13 protein-coding genes are annotated in these 14414 nt (G+C 70.2%); all 13 read left to right on the top strand.

Translation table 11 applies throughout. The features are described from left to right. Positions 1–13 precede the first annotated feature (13 nt). Complete coding sequence (locus V6U86_RS20070; RefSeq protein ID WP_334505387.1) at positions 14–1510, top strand: SCO6880 family protein; 1497 nt, start codon at positions 14–16, stop codon at positions 1508–1510. Then, on the top strand, positions 1507–3081 hold the full coding sequence (locus V6U86_RS20065; protein WP_334505386.1) for a hypothetical protein: 1575 nt from the start codon (positions 1507–1509) through the stop codon (positions 3079–3081). Before V6U86_RS20070 ends, V6U86_RS20065 begins: the two co-directional genes overlap by 4 nt. Beyond that, positions 3081–4934: a type IV secretory system conjugative DNA transfer family protein gene (locus V6U86_RS20060; protein ID WP_334505385.1), complete on the top strand. Its 1854-nt coding sequence runs from the start codon at positions 3081–3083 to the stop codon at positions 4932–4934. The genes V6U86_RS20065 and V6U86_RS20060 overlap by 1 nt, the downstream gene beginning before the upstream one ends. Next, positions 4934–5530: a hypothetical protein gene (locus tag V6U86_RS20055; RefSeq protein WP_334505384.1), complete on the top strand. Its 597-nt coding sequence runs from the start codon at positions 4934–4936 to the stop codon at positions 5528–5530. Before V6U86_RS20060 ends, V6U86_RS20055 begins: the two co-directional genes overlap by 1 nt. Beyond that, positions 5527–5787: a hypothetical protein gene (locus tag V6U86_RS20050; protein WP_334505383.1), complete on the top strand. Its 261-nt coding sequence runs from the start codon at positions 5527–5529 to the stop codon at positions 5785–5787. Before V6U86_RS20055 ends, V6U86_RS20050 begins: the two co-directional genes overlap by 4 nt. A gap of 53 nt (positions 5788–5840) precedes the next feature. Beyond that, entirely contained in the window at positions 5841–6011 is a 171-nt protein-coding gene (locus V6U86_RS20045; RefSeq protein ID WP_334505382.1) for a hypothetical protein, read from the top strand. Next, on the top strand, positions 6008–6520 hold the full coding sequence (locus V6U86_RS20040; RefSeq protein WP_334505381.1) for a hypothetical protein: 513 nt from the start codon (positions 6008–6010) through the stop codon (positions 6518–6520). Before V6U86_RS20045 ends, V6U86_RS20040 begins: the two co-directional genes overlap by 4 nt. Next, positions 6517–7632 (top strand): M23 family metallopeptidase, encoded by a 1116-nt coding sequence (locus V6U86_RS20035; protein ID WP_334505380.1) that lies wholly within the window; start codon positions 6517–6519, stop codon positions 7630–7632. The genes V6U86_RS20040 and V6U86_RS20035 overlap by 4 nt, the downstream gene beginning before the upstream one ends. Before the next feature lie 168 nt (positions 7633–7800). Then, the gene (locus V6U86_RS20030; RefSeq protein ID WP_334505379.1) at positions 7801–8334 is read left to right on the top strand and encodes a MarR family winged helix-turn-helix transcriptional regulator; all 534 of its coding nucleotides are present in this window, start codon (positions 7801–7803) and stop codon (positions 8332–8334) included. Next, positions 8331–9731, top strand: coding sequence for an APC family permease (locus tag V6U86_RS20025; RefSeq protein ID WP_334505378.1), 1401 nt, complete (start codon positions 8331–8333; stop codon positions 9729–9731). Before V6U86_RS20030 ends, V6U86_RS20025 begins: the two co-directional genes overlap by 4 nt. 80 nt (positions 9732–9811) lie before the next feature. After that, positions 9812–11122, top strand: coding sequence for an MFS transporter (locus V6U86_RS20020; RefSeq protein WP_334505377.1), 1311 nt, complete (start codon positions 9812–9814; stop codon positions 11120–11122). A 78-nt stretch (positions 11123–11200) separates the two neighbouring features. Next, a complete protein-coding gene (locus V6U86_RS20015) occupies positions 11201–12364 on the top strand; it encodes a histidine decarboxylase (RefSeq protein WP_334505376.1) in 1164 nt (387 codons plus the stop codon). Positions 12365–12953: 589 nt separating this feature from the next. Then, positions 12954–14363 carry a hypothetical protein gene (locus tag V6U86_RS20010; RefSeq protein WP_334505375.1) on the top strand — a complete coding sequence of 470 codons (1410 nt, stop codon included), beginning with the start codon at positions 12954–12956 and terminating at the stop codon, positions 14361–14363. The last annotated feature ends 51 nt before the right edge of the window (positions 14364–14414 follow it).

The raw sequence follows: 14414 nt of genomic DNA, 5'->3' as shown, positions 1-14414 counted from the left end.
AGAAGGAGCCACGGTGACGCACTTTCAGTTCCCGCCACGGTCCACGCGCGGATCGGTCCTGGGCTTCAGCTGGGGCCAGATCGGCACGGCGGTGGCCGGGGTGATTTGCCTGGTCATCGCCGCGAACCTGCTCACGGTCGGCCGGCAGGGCGCAGCCGGCGGCATGGTGCTGCTGTCGCTGCTGCTGATCACGGTGGGTCTGCTGCGGCTGCGCGGCCGGCGCGTCACCGAGTGGACGCCGATCGTTGTGGGGGCGCTGGTGCAGCGTGCGGCCCGACAGGACCGCTACCGTGGCGGCGCGTTCGCCGCATCCCCAGGTGCTGAACACCTGCACCTACCCGGCCCGGCCGCCGGCTACCGGTGGGTGCCGGCTCTCGCCGCGGATGGGCTGACCGAGGTGGGGCTGCTGCACCACCGCCGCGAGGGCACCGTCACCGCGGCGCTGATCTGCGCCGGCAGCAACCTCGTCCTCGCCGACACGTCCGTGCAGCAGCAGCGGCTGGCCTCGTGGGCGGACGTGCTGAACCTGTTGGGAACCGAGTACGCCGACAGCGGCCTGGTGCGCTGGTCGCTGACCGCCCGCGCGGTCCCAGACACCGGCAACCGGGCCCAGCGTTACCTGGTACAGCGGGCGGTTGACACCAGCAGCCCGGCGTATGAGTCGCTGGCGGAGCTGACGGCGGCTGCCGCCCCGTCCACCCAGCGCCACGAGGTGTACCTGGCGGTCGTGTTCGACCTCAAACGGCTGTCGGCCGAGATCGCCGACGCGGGCGGCACCGACGCGGCCATCGCCACGGTGATCCTGGACAAACTCGCCGGCATCGACACGTCCGTTAGGGAGTCCGGTGTCGAAACCGGCGGCTGGTTGACCCCTCGGGCGTACGCGGCGGTGCTGCGCACGCAGTTCGACCCGCAGGACCAACCGCACGTCGACATGCGTGCCGGCACGCAGGCCGGGGTGGCGCCGCATATGGGCGGACCTGTCGCCGCCGAGAACATCGGCTGGTCGTCCTACCGGCACGACTCGGGCGTCTCTCAAACCCTGTGGGTGTACGAGATGCCGCGCCAGCCGGTGGCCATGACCTGGATCACCGCCTTATACACGCGCACCGTTGGGCGGCGGGCGGTCACGGTCGTCGCCGAGCCGGTGCCCGCGCAGCTCGCCCAGTTGGCGACCCGTCGCGACAAGGTCGCCCGCGCGGGCGACGAGGTCACCAAACGCAAGATGCGGCTGGTGCGCACCGCGCGAGAGGACGAAGAGGCCCGCTCGGTGGAGCAGATCGACCGGGAGCAGGCAGCGGGGCACGTGCGCTACCGCTACTCCGTCCTCGTCACCGTCACCGCCGACAGCGAGGAGCAGCTGCGCCACGACGTGCGCGCGATCAAGCGTGTCCTGGGCCGCGCCGGCTGCCAGGCGGTCGTGCTCTACGGCGAGCAGGACCAAGGCTTCGTGGCCGGGGCGCTGCCCCTGGCCCGCGGTCTCAAGCCGATCCGGGGGTGGGCCGCATGACCAGCCGACGAGTCCAGCGCGAAGGATCCCTCAGCCAGCGGATCGCCCGTTCGGCCGCCCGGAGGGATTTGGCGGACGCGGAAGCGAATGTGGCGCGGGAGAAGCGGACGCTGCGGCGGATGACCGACCGGCTGCTCGGCCCGCCGTCGGTCGACCGGCGGGGCGAGTTCGGCCCGGCGGCCGGGCGGGCGTACTGGCAGATGCGGCTGCCGCCGCTGGTCACCACCAGCGCGCAGCTGTGCAGCGTTTACCCGTTCGTCGCCGACCCCGGCCTGGGGGTGGATGGGCCGCTGATCGGGCAGGAGGTGTACTCCCGCTCCGGGTTCGTGTTCTCGATGCATGAGCTGTACCGGGCCGGGGTGATCAGCGCACCGAACATGGTCGTCACCGGGGAAATCGGATCGGCGAAATCGTCGCTGCTCAAAACGATCGCGTTCCGGGGCATCCCGTTCGGGGTGCGGCACTACATCGTCGACGTCAAGGGCGAGTACGACGGGCTGGCGGACGCCGCCGGGATCCGGCCGGTGCGCATCGGCCCCGGCCTCGGCGTGGTCATGAACCCGCTGGCCGGCATCGCCCGACAGTCGGGGCAGGGGGAGCCGGAGTGGTTGCAGATCCAGCGGGCCCGGCGGCTCCTGCTGCTGGAAGGGCTGTTGGAGATCCAACTCGGCGGCGCGTTGAGTGAGGCGGAGCGCTCGCTGATCGAATACGCCCTCGACGCGGTGACCCGCAGCGATGACGGCACCAGCACCGATCGGCTGGGCACGCCGACGCTGTCGTTGGTGCTGGCGGCGATGGGTCAACCGCAGATGTGGGCGCACCGCCTCGCCGGGGTGCACTACGACGTCGACCAGTTCTCTGCCGACAGCCGGCGGGTCCGCCTGGCGTTAGAGCGAATGGTCAGCGGTGCGCTCGGCGGGATCTTCGACGCGCCTGACGCGTCGGCGTTGACGGTGGACTTCGCCGCGCCGGGGGCGATCCTCGACCTGCGGGCGGTGCGGGCATCCGACCAGATGACGGCGATGGCGATGACCTGCGCCCAGTCGTGGCTGGAGGCCGAGCTAACCCGTCCCGACGCCCCACCGCGGGTGTGCCTGTACGACGAGTTCGCGTTGATCACCCGCCACCTCGGGCTGGTGCGGCGGATGCGGGAGCAACTGAAGCTGGCCCGTGCGCTGGGAACGGCGAACATTCTGGCGTTTCACCGCTTCTCCGACCTGGCGGCCAGCGGCAGCGCCGACTCCGAGCAGGTCCGCATCGCCCGAGGGTTGATCGAGGACACCGGCGTGCGCGTGTCCTACCGCCAAGCTCCCGGCTCCCTAGACGCTGCCCGCGAGTTTTTGGGGACTACCGACGTGGAGACCGACCTGTTGCTGCATCTGCGCCGTGGTGTCGGGCTGTGGAAGATCGGGCTGCGCTCCTACGTCGTCAAGCACCAGCTCTCCACCACCGAGCAGGCCATGGTGGATACAGACAGCCGTATGCGGCACACCCCGGATCAGGGCCAGCGGCCGTTGACCGACGCGGAGTACGAGACGCGGGAATCCGCCGCGATCGGGCAGGTGCGGTGATGGCCGGCTCGCTCATGTCCCCCGGACACCGCCTGCCCAAGCGCGGCGTGGCCCGCGCCGACATCCTCGCCCGGCTGACGCTGCTCGGCATCGCCGTGTTCGGCGTGCTCCTGGGCACCTTCACGCTGTGGCTGGCCGGGCAGGTCGGCGGAGTGCTCACCCGCGCGACCTGGCCGGACACCTCACCAGCCGACGCGCCCGGCATCGCCGTACGGATGATCGTCAACGGCGGTGACCCCGCCGCGGCGTGGCCGACCACGGCCCGCGCCGACCTGCCCCCCACCGCACTGCTGTACGTGCTGTGGTGCGGCCTGTTCATCGGTGCCTTCGTTGGGCTCGGCATGCCGGCGGTCCGCTTCGCGCAGCGGCGGGTGCAGCGGCGCGGGTTCGCCCACCGCAAGGACCTCGACCGGGTGGTGACCGCGTCGGCGGTGATGCGCCGCGTAGATGTCCTGCGGCCCGGCCTGACCATTCGGGCGACCGACCGCCCCGAGACCGTGCAGGCGAAAACCCGACGCCGTCAGGACCCCTTGGAGGTGGCGCGGTTCCTCGGGCATCACGCGCTGACCGGCGAGCCGCTGTACCTGGCCAACGAGTACACCGAGCTCTTGGCCGGCGCTGCGCGGTTCGCCAACAAGACGTCGCGGTACATCGTGCCCCGGGTCGCGGACGCCCGCGGCGCGGTCATCTCCACCTCCACCCGGCTCGACGTCGCCGCCGTCACCTACGACCTACGCGCCGAGCTCGGCCCGACGTGGATCTTCGAACCGCAGGGCCAGGTCCCCGGACTGCCGCGGCTGCGGTGGTCGCCGATCGAGGGCGCGCACGACCCGGACATCGCGGCGCTGCGCGCGAAGGGCTTCGCGGCCGGCGCCGGCCTCAAGGGCGACGTCGAGAACGGCCAATATTTCCAGGACCAGGCCGCGTCAATCATCCGCGGTTTCTTGCACGCCGCCGCTCTTGAGGAAACGACCACGATGACCGACGTGGCGAGCTGGGCGGCCAACCCCGCCGAACCCCGCGCCGAGCGGATCCTGCGCCACCACCAGCAGACGGTGTGGGCGGACAGGTTGGCCTTCCACCGCGAATCCACCGGCCGCAGCCGCGACGCCATCCAGTCGGTCGTCTTCGGCGCCCTGGACGCGTTCAGCAACCCGCGCATCCTGCGCGCCTGCTCCCCGCCGCGCGGCGAGCAATTCCAGCCCGAGCAGTGGCTGAATGAATCCGGCACCCTCTACCTGGTCGGCACCCGCAGCGGGCAGGCCCTGGTCGCCCCGCTGTTCGCGGCCATCGCTGAGGACATCATCTACCGCACCCTGCAACGCTCCTTCGTCGCACCGGGCGGTCGGGTGGAGCCGTGCCTGTACCTGATCGGCGACGAGATCACGAACATCGCGCCGCTGCCGTCGCTGCCCGCGCTGGCCTCGGAGGGCGGCGGCGCCGGCATTGCCCTGTCGATCTCCTGCCAGAACACCCACCAACTGGAGGAGCGGTGGGGCCGCGACGGTGGGCAGGCCCTACGCGACGGCGCGAACGCCCGCTTCGTGATGGGCGGCACCCAGGACGTGTCGGCGCTCAAGGACGCGCAGTCGCTGCTCGGTCAGGTGCAGGAGCTGTCGTCGTCCGCGTCCTGGGGCGGCGGGCGCGCCAGCGTGCAGGAGTCCAACCGACGAGAGAACCTGCTCGACCTCGCCGAGCTGCGGACCCTGCCCACCGGGCACGCCCTGGTGCTGCTCGGCAACATGCCCCCGGTCGAGGTCGTACAACCGGCCTGGTGGGAGCGCCCCGACGCCGGTCGCTTCAAGGCCGGCCAAGCCGCGTTCACCGCCCGACTTGAAGGGCGGCGCAGCTGATGACCGACCGAGGGTTCCTGTTCGAAATCCCGGAGCAGGCGTCGGGAGAGCAGCGGGCGATAGCCGAAATCGCTGGGCTTGTCGACGCGCTGCGGGTCAGCGTGGAACGCCTCGCCGAGGCGCACGTGGCACTCGGCGAGCGCGTCGACGCGATCGACGACGACGCGCGGTGGGCACCGGCGCGTCACTGCTGGCGTGACCTGGACCGCGACGCGGCCCGGGAGCTGTGGGCGTGGCTGATCTCCTGGACGCAGTGGCTCGTCGGCCGCTACGGCCTCGCCCAAGACCTCGGTTCGTGCTGGCCAGCGCACCCCGCCCTGGTGGAGGAGCTGACGGCGCTGGCCGTGTCGTGGCACCACGCCTACTCCCGCAAGGCCGACCCGGACGCCCCGGTGCGCTGGCACGAAGCGTTGCACCGGGCGCGGCACCGCTGGCAGGGCTGGGACACCACCCGCTGCCGCCACGGCCAGCACACCTCCCGCAGTGCCGACACCGTCTGGTCGCCGCCGTGGTCGCCAGACGCCGAGCGGGCCGTCACCGACGACGTCAACGCCCGGCAACGTGCGGCGCCGGTACAGACAGGAATGACGACATGACGCACCCCGCCGAGGTCACCAGCGTCTGGGACTGGCAGCGCTTCGAAGCCGCGCTCACCGGACTCCGCACCGGCATCGACCAACTGCGCAACTACATCGCCGAAATACACGACGAGCGTCACAGCTGGCGCGACAACCACCAGGAGGACAGGCAGCAATGGACGGAACTCGACGAGATGACGCGCCGGAACACGGAGCTGGACTGGGCCAGCGACGGGCGCCTCGACGGCGACTACCACCGCGACGTCGACGACTGAGCACCACCGCCCGGGCCACCGTCGCCGCCCCGCTCGCCCGCATCGATGCCGGCTTGGAGCAACTACGCCACGACATCGACATGGTCGTCGACGGCGCCGGCCGCCGCCCGAGCGTGCGGGCGCAGCTCGTGGACGTCCACCACCAGGTGCGACTGCTGGGGCAGCGGCTCAACACCGCCCTCGGCGCCGACATGGCCCCAGCCCCACCTCAGGAGCAGCCGTGACGCGGCACCGCGCCCTCAGGACGGCCACCGCAGGGGTGAGCATCGTGCTGCTCGCCACGTGCGGCGGTCCGCAATCCGCGCCCTCGGGCGGCGGGTCGGCCGCCGGCACCCACACGGTCCCGGCACCTCCGGTGCCGGCCACTTCCCTCGCTGCGGATCCTGACGGGGTCCTCCCGACCACGGCAGCGACGGCGGATCCCGCAGCGGTCAGCGCCGTCGTCGAGTTCACACGGGCCTGGGCGCGCCCGGACCTTCCTGCTGACCGCTGGCTGGCCGGTGTGCGTCCCTACGCGATCCCGGCGTACGCGGAGCTGCTCGCCACGGTGCAGCCGGCCAACGTTCCCGCCACCCGGGTTACCGGTCCGGGTCGTGCCGTGGCGGCCACGGCGGATCGGGTCGACGTCGACGTCACCACCGACGCCGGAGTGCTGCGGGTGGTCTGCGTGCGCAGCAGCGGGCGGTGGCTGGTCGCCACGCTTGGCCTGCGGGTGGAGGCTGCGGCCCGGTGAACCGCTGGCGGATCGGGGTCGCGGCTGTGCTCGTCGCCGTCCTGCTGCTGTGTGGGCTGCCGGTGGCGGTGGTGCTCACCGACGACGCGCCAGCCGCGGCCTGCACAGCGGCCGACCGGTCGTCCGCTCCAGCGGTCACGGGAGACGCGGCGGTGTCGGCGGTCGGGCGGTGGAACGCCGAGCAGGTCAGTAATGGCGCGCAGATCGTCGCCGTGGGTCGGGATCTCGGTGTGCCCGCCCGGGGATGGGTCATCGCGGTGGCCACGGCGATGGTCGAGTCGAGCCTACGCAACCTGCGCGGCGGGGACCGCGACTCGCTCGGCCTGTTCCAACAGCGCCCGAGTCAGGGATGGGGCACCCCGGCGCAGATCCTCGACCCTGTCTACGCCTCGACGAAGTTCTACGACAAGCTGCGGCGCCTTGACGGGTGGGAGGCCATGCCGCTGACCGTCGCCGCGCAACGCGTGCAGGTCTCGGCGTTCCCCGACAAGTACGGCCAGTACGAGCACGACGCAGAGCAGGTCGTCGCCGCGGTAGCCGGCGTCGCCACGATCACCGACCTGCCGGGAGCGAGCCTCGCCGTCTGCCCGGACGGCCCGGCGAGCGTGGCGGCGTCCGGGTGGACGGCGCCGCTGCGCGCCGCTGTCGGCAGCGGCTACGGGCCACGCTCCGGCCGATTGCATGCCGGAGTCGACCTGAGCGTCGACCGCAACACGGTCATCCGCGCCGCGAGCGCCGGAAGGGTGCTGTGGGCGGGCTGCGACCCGAGCACGGGCAACTGCGACGTCGATGGCAGCCCCAGCACCAAAGGCTGCGGTTGGTACGTCGATCTGGTGCACGCCGACGGGTACGGCACTCGCTACTGCCACATGGTTCGCAGGCCCGACGTGGCCGAAGGCGACACGGTGCAGGCCGGCCAGCAACTGGGCCTGGTCGGCACCAGCGGCCACTCGTCCGGCCCGCACCTGCACTTCCAAACCCACCAGGGCGTGTGCGCGGGCTCGCGGTGCGACCTGGACAACTCCAACTCCACCGACCCGGTCTCGTTCATGCGCCAACGCGGCGCCGCGCTCGGCGAAGGAGGTGAGGCGCAGGCAGCAGACGGCAGGTAACGCACCAGCAAGAGCACGGGGGGAAGACATGCACGAGGAGCACGAAGAAGAACAGCGTCCGCGCCGACGGGCCCCAGAGCCGCCACCGCCGCACGACTGCGGCGGACAGGTCGGCCAGCGCCGCAACCGCAAACCCAACCGGCGTCCCGCGCGGCGCAGGTGGTTCGAGTGAGCGCCGCCACGGACCGGCGACCGCGCCGCGTCGCCGGCATCTACCGGCCGGCAGTCAACACGCCACGCATGCCGCCGCCGCGACCAGGGCCACTGGCGCAGTTGTTCCGCACCGCCAACGTCCTGCGGGCTCACCTGGAGCGGGCCGTCCTGCGGGACGAGGGCATGACCTGGACCACCTACGACGTGCTCGTGCTGGTCTGCGCCCGGCGGGCGGTGGAAACCCGCACCGCCGCCGCCGAGATCGGCATCGCCAAAGCCACCCTGACGAACACTCTCGTCTCGCTCGTCGACCGAGGACTCGTCCGGCGGGACCTCATGGAAGACGACCGGCGGCGGGTGGTCCTGCGCCCGACCCAGAACGGCCTGGATCTCGCGCGCCGAGTACAACGACTCGTGGAAGCCGAACAGGCTCGCCTGTTCCACGGGCCAGGCCTACCGACTGGGGACAACCTGGCACGGGCGCTTCGGGTCCTCGCGACCCGCGGTCGGCAACTCGATGCCACCGACGACCCGGGCGCATCCCGGTGACCGGGCGCATCGGTGTAGCGCGCGGCACCGCCCTGTACGTCGGGGCGGTGCTCGGGCCCGGCGTCCTGATCCTCCCAGCGCTGGCCATCCACGCCGCCGGACCGGCGTCTCTGCTGGCCTGGACTGCCATGCTGGCCATGTCGGTGCCGATCGCGGCAGCGTTCGCCGCCCTCGGCATGCGATACCCCGACACGGGTGGGGTGGCGACGTTCACCCGGAGGGCGTTCGGACCGGCAGCGGGAACCGTCGTCGGGTGGTGGTTCTACGCGGCAGTGCCGCTCGGCATGGTCGCCGGGGCTCTCGCCGGCGGCCGGTACGCCGCCACCGCCCTGGGCTGGGGACCTGCTGCGGCCGGGTGGATCGCCGCTGGTGTCCTGGGGTTGGCATACGTGATGAACCTTTTCGGGTTACACGTGTCCGGCCGCGTGCACCTTGCCCTCACCGGCGGGCTCTTCGCGCTCCTCGCGACGGTCGTCGCCGTGGCGCTGCCACATGTCTCCGCCAGCCGCTTCGAACCATTCGCCCCGCAGGGCCTCGCGGGCGTCGGCAGCGCCGCCGCGGTGCTGTTCGTCGCCGTGTGCGGCTGGGAAGCCGCCGCCAACCTGGCGGGAGAGTTCACGCGCCCCCGCCAGCAGTTGCCAGTCGTCGCCGCCGCGAGCCTGAGCATCATCGCCCTGCTCTACGCCGGTCTGGCGATCTGCACCGTCGGCGTCCTCGGCGCTGCCGGTGGCGATACCGAGGTGCCCCTGATCCTGTTGCTCGATCCCGCAGCCGGGCCGGCCGCGATGGCGGTCACCGCGCTGTGCGCGCTGCTGTTGACCTTCGGCGCGCTTTTCACCTTCATCGCTGCCGCAGCGCGCGCCGGTGCGGCGCTGGGCCGCGACGGCGCACTACCCAAATGGCTCGCCGCCAACGGGGTCGCCGGGGTGCCGAGGCGCAGCCTCGCCGTTCAAGCGAGCGCCGCGGCGGCGGTCGGGGCCGCAGCGCTGTGGGCGCCAGCGATGGTTGACGTCGACCTGCTGATGCGCGCGTTCTCCGTGGTCATGGCATCGGTCACCCTGCTGGGACTCGCCGCCGCCGTAAAGCTGCTCTCGTCTGCGGTGATTCGCACGGGCGCAGCCGCAGCGGCAGTCGTCGTCGGCGCGGTCGCAGCGTTCGGTGGGCGTCTGGTGATCCTCCCGGTGGTCGTGGCAGCTGCGGCATGGGCCTGGCACCACCGCCACCCCCGGCCACCCGCGCCGCCGGTCCCTGCAACACGGGCGAAGCCCGCCGTCCAGGCGACGTCCGAGCGGATCCAGGTGCTAGCCGGGAACTCCCGGCAACTACACGACCGCCTCGCCTCAGGCGCACGCAACGCTGCGCCCATCCGAAGCCGCCCGCGCGTCCGGCGGTCATGACCGGCGGCGGTCGCCGGCACTTCCCTGGCCGGCGACCGCCGCCCTTCTACTGCCCGAACGACCGGCAAAGGAGCCGCCTCATGACTGTGACCGCTGCGCCAACCACGCCCGCTCTAGCAGGACTGGGCTGGCGCCTCGGCGCCCTGTACGGGCCAGCCATCTACGGAGTCAGCGCCGCTGCCGTAGCGCTCCCGGCTGCCGCCGCCGGATTGCACGCCACTCCATCGGCGGCGGTGTGGATCCTGACCATCCACGCTCTCGGACTCGGCATCGGCGCAGCCGTGGCCGGACGAGCCACCGACATCTGGGGCCCCCGCCGTGTACTCACCCTCGGGGCTGCTTTCCTCGCCGTCGGCACGATCGTCTGCGCGAGCGCGCCTACCCTCATCGTCGCCGTCGCCGGTCGCGCAATGATCGCCGCTGGGTCCGGGACGATGACCGCGACCGCGCTCACGCTTGCTGCCGGCCAACCTGAGCCGCAGCGGCCGGTGGCGTTGGCGCGACTCGGCGCGATGATGGCCCTGTTCTCGGCCACCGCGCCGTTGGCGGGTGCGCTCGTCACCGCCGCGTCGTGGCGAGCAACACTGGTGCTGCCCGCGCTGTCGCTGGTGGCGCTGCCCTTGTGCTGGCCGCGGACCCACCGTCGACGCATCCCAGGGCAGGTCGACGGGGCGGGTGCCGGCCTGCTGGTGCTCGTCGCAGCCGGGCTGCTGCTGACGATCCAATCCGCCACCCTGCACATCCCACAACCCGCCGTCATCGCCCTGCTGGCCGGCACCTGCGCGCTCGGAATCCTGCTGATCGTCCACACCAGGCGTCACCACGCGGGGTTCCTACCGGCAGCCGTCATAGGGAGTCGACGGTTTTGCCTCGCTGGGCTCGTCGGAGCCGGTGTGTACGGCGGGCTGTTCGCCTGCGTCTACGCCGTACCGCAGATGCTGACCCGCCTCGGCTACAGCGCCCAGGGCGTCGGCCTGCTGCTCCTACCCGGCGCAGTCGCAGCGGCGCTGATGGCCCGCCTCGCCGCCGCCGCCATACGCACACTACCGCCGCAGCGCGTGCTGGCCGGCGCAGCCGCACTGTTCAGCGCCACCGTGCTGCTCGCCGCCGTCAACCAGCGGCCGGCGGTGTTGACCTGCGCGGCCACAGCCGGCTTCGCAGCCTTCGCCATCGCTCAGATGACCCTGACCGCGGCCATCTCAGCGCACACAGCCCCTCCGGCACGAGCCGGCGCTGTAGGCCTGCTCAACCTCATCTTCTTCATCGGAGGAGCGCTCGGGTCAGCAGGCTGCGCGGCCCTGTGGCACCCGCTCGGGCTACCCACCGCGCTCGCCGCCACGGCAGCGCTGCCGGCAATAGCCACTGCAGTCGCGTGGAGATGCCGCCTCTGACAGACGCCCCACGACATCACCCAGCACCCCTACGCGACAACCCGCACCTTCCATCCTTGGCCTCGACAGGAGCGAACAATGACGGCAAACCCTCTCAACGGACCTGCCCAAGATCCTCGGCTCGACGCCCTCCTGCGCCAGCTCAACGCCGCGCAAGCCAGGAACATCGGCTTCCCCGCCGCCGTCGACATCGACTACCGCAACATGGCGCCGCTGCTCGCGCACCTGCTCAATAACGTCGGCGACCCGGACGCCGACCCAACCCACCCCAACCACAGCAAAGACCTCGAACGCGAAGTGCTCGCCTTCCTCGCCGGCCTGTTCCGCGCACCCGAGCGCTGGTGGGGTTACATCACCAGCGGCGGCAGCGAAAGCAACCTCTACGCCTTGTACCTGGCCCGCAGCCGTTACCCCGATGGCGTCATCTACCACTCGACCGCATCCCACTACAGCGTCCCCAAGGCCGCCCATCTGCTGGGCATGACCACGGTCCTCGTCGACACACAGCCGAACGGCGAGATTGACTATGACCAGCTCGCACGCCTCGTGCGATGGCACCGCGACCGGCCCGCCATCGTCGTCGCCAACATCGGCACTACCATGACCGAAGCGATCGACGACGTAGGACAGATCCGCGCCGCACTCGACCGCATCGGCATTACCCGGCGTTACATCCACAGCGATGCCGCGCTGGCAGGGATCCCACTCGCACTCGCAGACGACCCACCCGGATTCGACTTCGCCGACGGCGCCGACAGCATCTGCGTCAGCGGCCACAAATTCCTCGGAACACCGCTGCCCTGCAGCGCGGTCATAGCCCCGCGACGCCACACCGCCCACCTGGACCAACTCGTCGCCTACACCGGCTGCGCCGACGGCACTATCACCGGCTCCCGCAATGGTCATGCCGCCGTGATGATGTGGAGCGCCATACGCCGCTACGGCCGCGAGGGCCTGAGAGCACGAACGTATGAGGGCCGCGACTTGGCCGCTTATACCTGCCGCCGCCTGGAAGAGATCGGCTGGCCGAGCTGGCGCAACCCCGAGGCCATGACGGTCGTCCTGCGTACCCCGCCGCCGGCGGTCCTGAAGCGGTGGCCACTACCGACCAGCGGTAGTTGGAGCCACGTGATCTGTATGCCAGGAGTTAGCCGCATTCAGATCGACCAGTTTCTCAACAGCATCGCCAATGCCGTTTTGCCGCATAACTTTCCAAATCTGGAGGGGGCGTACCGTCGGTAGCGCTTCGGGTGTCTCGGCCACCGCGTATTGCCACCGCCACCCCTTCGCGGGGTCAGGTGCTGGAACGGTCGAGTTTGGGCATTTAGCGGGCGTTGCGGCGGTAGCAGCCTCGTTGCGACGCACCTGGTAGCGATCCAGGCCGACGTCGCTCTTTGCGCAACCTGGAAGCACTCCTATCTGATCGCTCAGGGCCCTCAGCGAAGCGGACGACAAGCTTGTCGGTGCGCGTAGGGTCGAGGCACAGGCGATGGGCCGAGTCCGCGAACCGCGCCAGGGGGCGATCCGGACCCGCCCACCAACCCACAGTCTCTTCGACCGAGACAGGCACGGGAACCTGCGCGGCCACTCGCGAGCCACAACAGGCAGACGATGCGACCACCCGGCCACGACGCCGAGTCGCATCGACATTGACCGCTGATCACCTGCGGGGACTGGGCGGATGGATCGCCCGTGACCTGCTGAAATTCCAGATCACCCAACTGCGACCGGGTTGCTCGTGCCCCCATGGCCCTCATCCCAGAAGAACGTCAACGCACGCCGTCGTCGGCCAGCCATCGGTTCGTCTCACTCGATCTGTCAAAATCCGACGATGACCAGCGGCGACGTACAGGAGCTCCGTGACCTCGTTAGCAAGATCGCCCATCAGGTTGGGCAAAGCGCCACCCACAAGACTCTCGACGATGACTTACGCCGAATCGGATTGCCGCCGTCGACCAGTGGACCAAGCAAGGCCGATCGCACCGAGAGTAGTCTGCTAGCGCTGCCGGATGACCAGCTCGCCGATGTAGCGCGAAAAATGGTTGCCAAGTGCGAGTGGCTCGGCTCCGATGGACGCCGTATGCAAGACCTCGTCTGGATGGGTGAGCACCACCCCCACATATCAAAGCGGACGAGACGTGACATCGCCCGAGCGCTTAGAGGTGACGAGCTAATCGAGCACTACTCGCGTTTTCGATCTCTACTAGACACCCTCTTCGACCTCGGGGGCGGTGTTCTCTGGGGCGGGCGCGACTACAGCGTGGGAGGTGAGATAGACCGGCACTTCAAACACAATCCGGACTGGTCGGTGGAGGAAGTGTTCGATGCTGTGGGGGCGATCGACTCAAGCTCCGACCGACGCTTCGGGCTCCTGATCGAAGGCATCGTCTCCGGGAACACGATCCCCGACGAGGGGGCGCAACGCCGTCTCGCCACCTCGATCAGTGGGCCCATGGAGGCGGCAGGCCTTGAGCTTCGCGAGATTGGCACCCTCGACGGCTACCCCACGTTCGAGGTGGTGTCGGTCCGCGCGCACCAAGGCCAACCGAAGAATTTGATCTTCGCCTCGTCTACGAAGCCGGACCTGCGGTTGAACGATGCCATCGACAACGAGATCGAGATTCTGAGTGACCCGGACGACGTACTCGTCTATGACCGGCCGATCACCACCAGCGGCATCCGGTGGCGCGACCTCCAAACATGGTTCCAGGCCACAAGGCGGCTCGCCAGCGAGCAGGAGGCCAAGACTCAGCTATATCGCCGCCTGCGCCAAAGCCTCCCCGACAGCTCACCACCACAGCGGCTGCTTTTCGATCTCTACCACGAGATTCACGGCACTGCCGTTCACGAACTCCCTGCACTGCTGCCCGAGGTTTGGCTTTACTGGGACCCCCTGACCGTCAAAGCACGCGGGGCCGCGGCTCTGCTGAACCTGCGCATGGATTTTCTCCTGCTCGTCCCCGGCGGTGGCAGGATCGTCCTTGAGGTCGACGGCCGCACCCACTACGGCGTAGAAAAGGGGGCCAGCCCTGGTCAGAAGGTCTGGATCGCTGATCCACCCACCTACGCTCGCACCACGGCTGGTAGTCGCAAGCTGACAGTTGCCGGTTACGAGGTATATCGGTTCGGGGCCTACGAGCTGCGAAATCATCGCGAGGCCCGCCCCGTGCTCGCGGCGTTCTTCTCCGAACTCTTTCTCCGGCACCGGGTCAAGGTTGGACGAAGTAGCGGGAGCAAGTAAGACGACGACGGTGGCTAGGAACGGATCAGACGGAGAATTTCGAAAGACGGG

It is taken from the genome of Micromonospora sp. CPCC 205558 (assembly GCF_036902955.1).
Taxonomy (GTDB): domain Bacteria; phylum Actinomycetota; class Actinomycetes; order Mycobacteriales; family Micromonosporaceae; genus Micromonospora.
The sequence above is the reverse complement of the archived record's forward strand: the minus strand, read 5'-3'. Positions and strand labels throughout refer to the sequence as shown.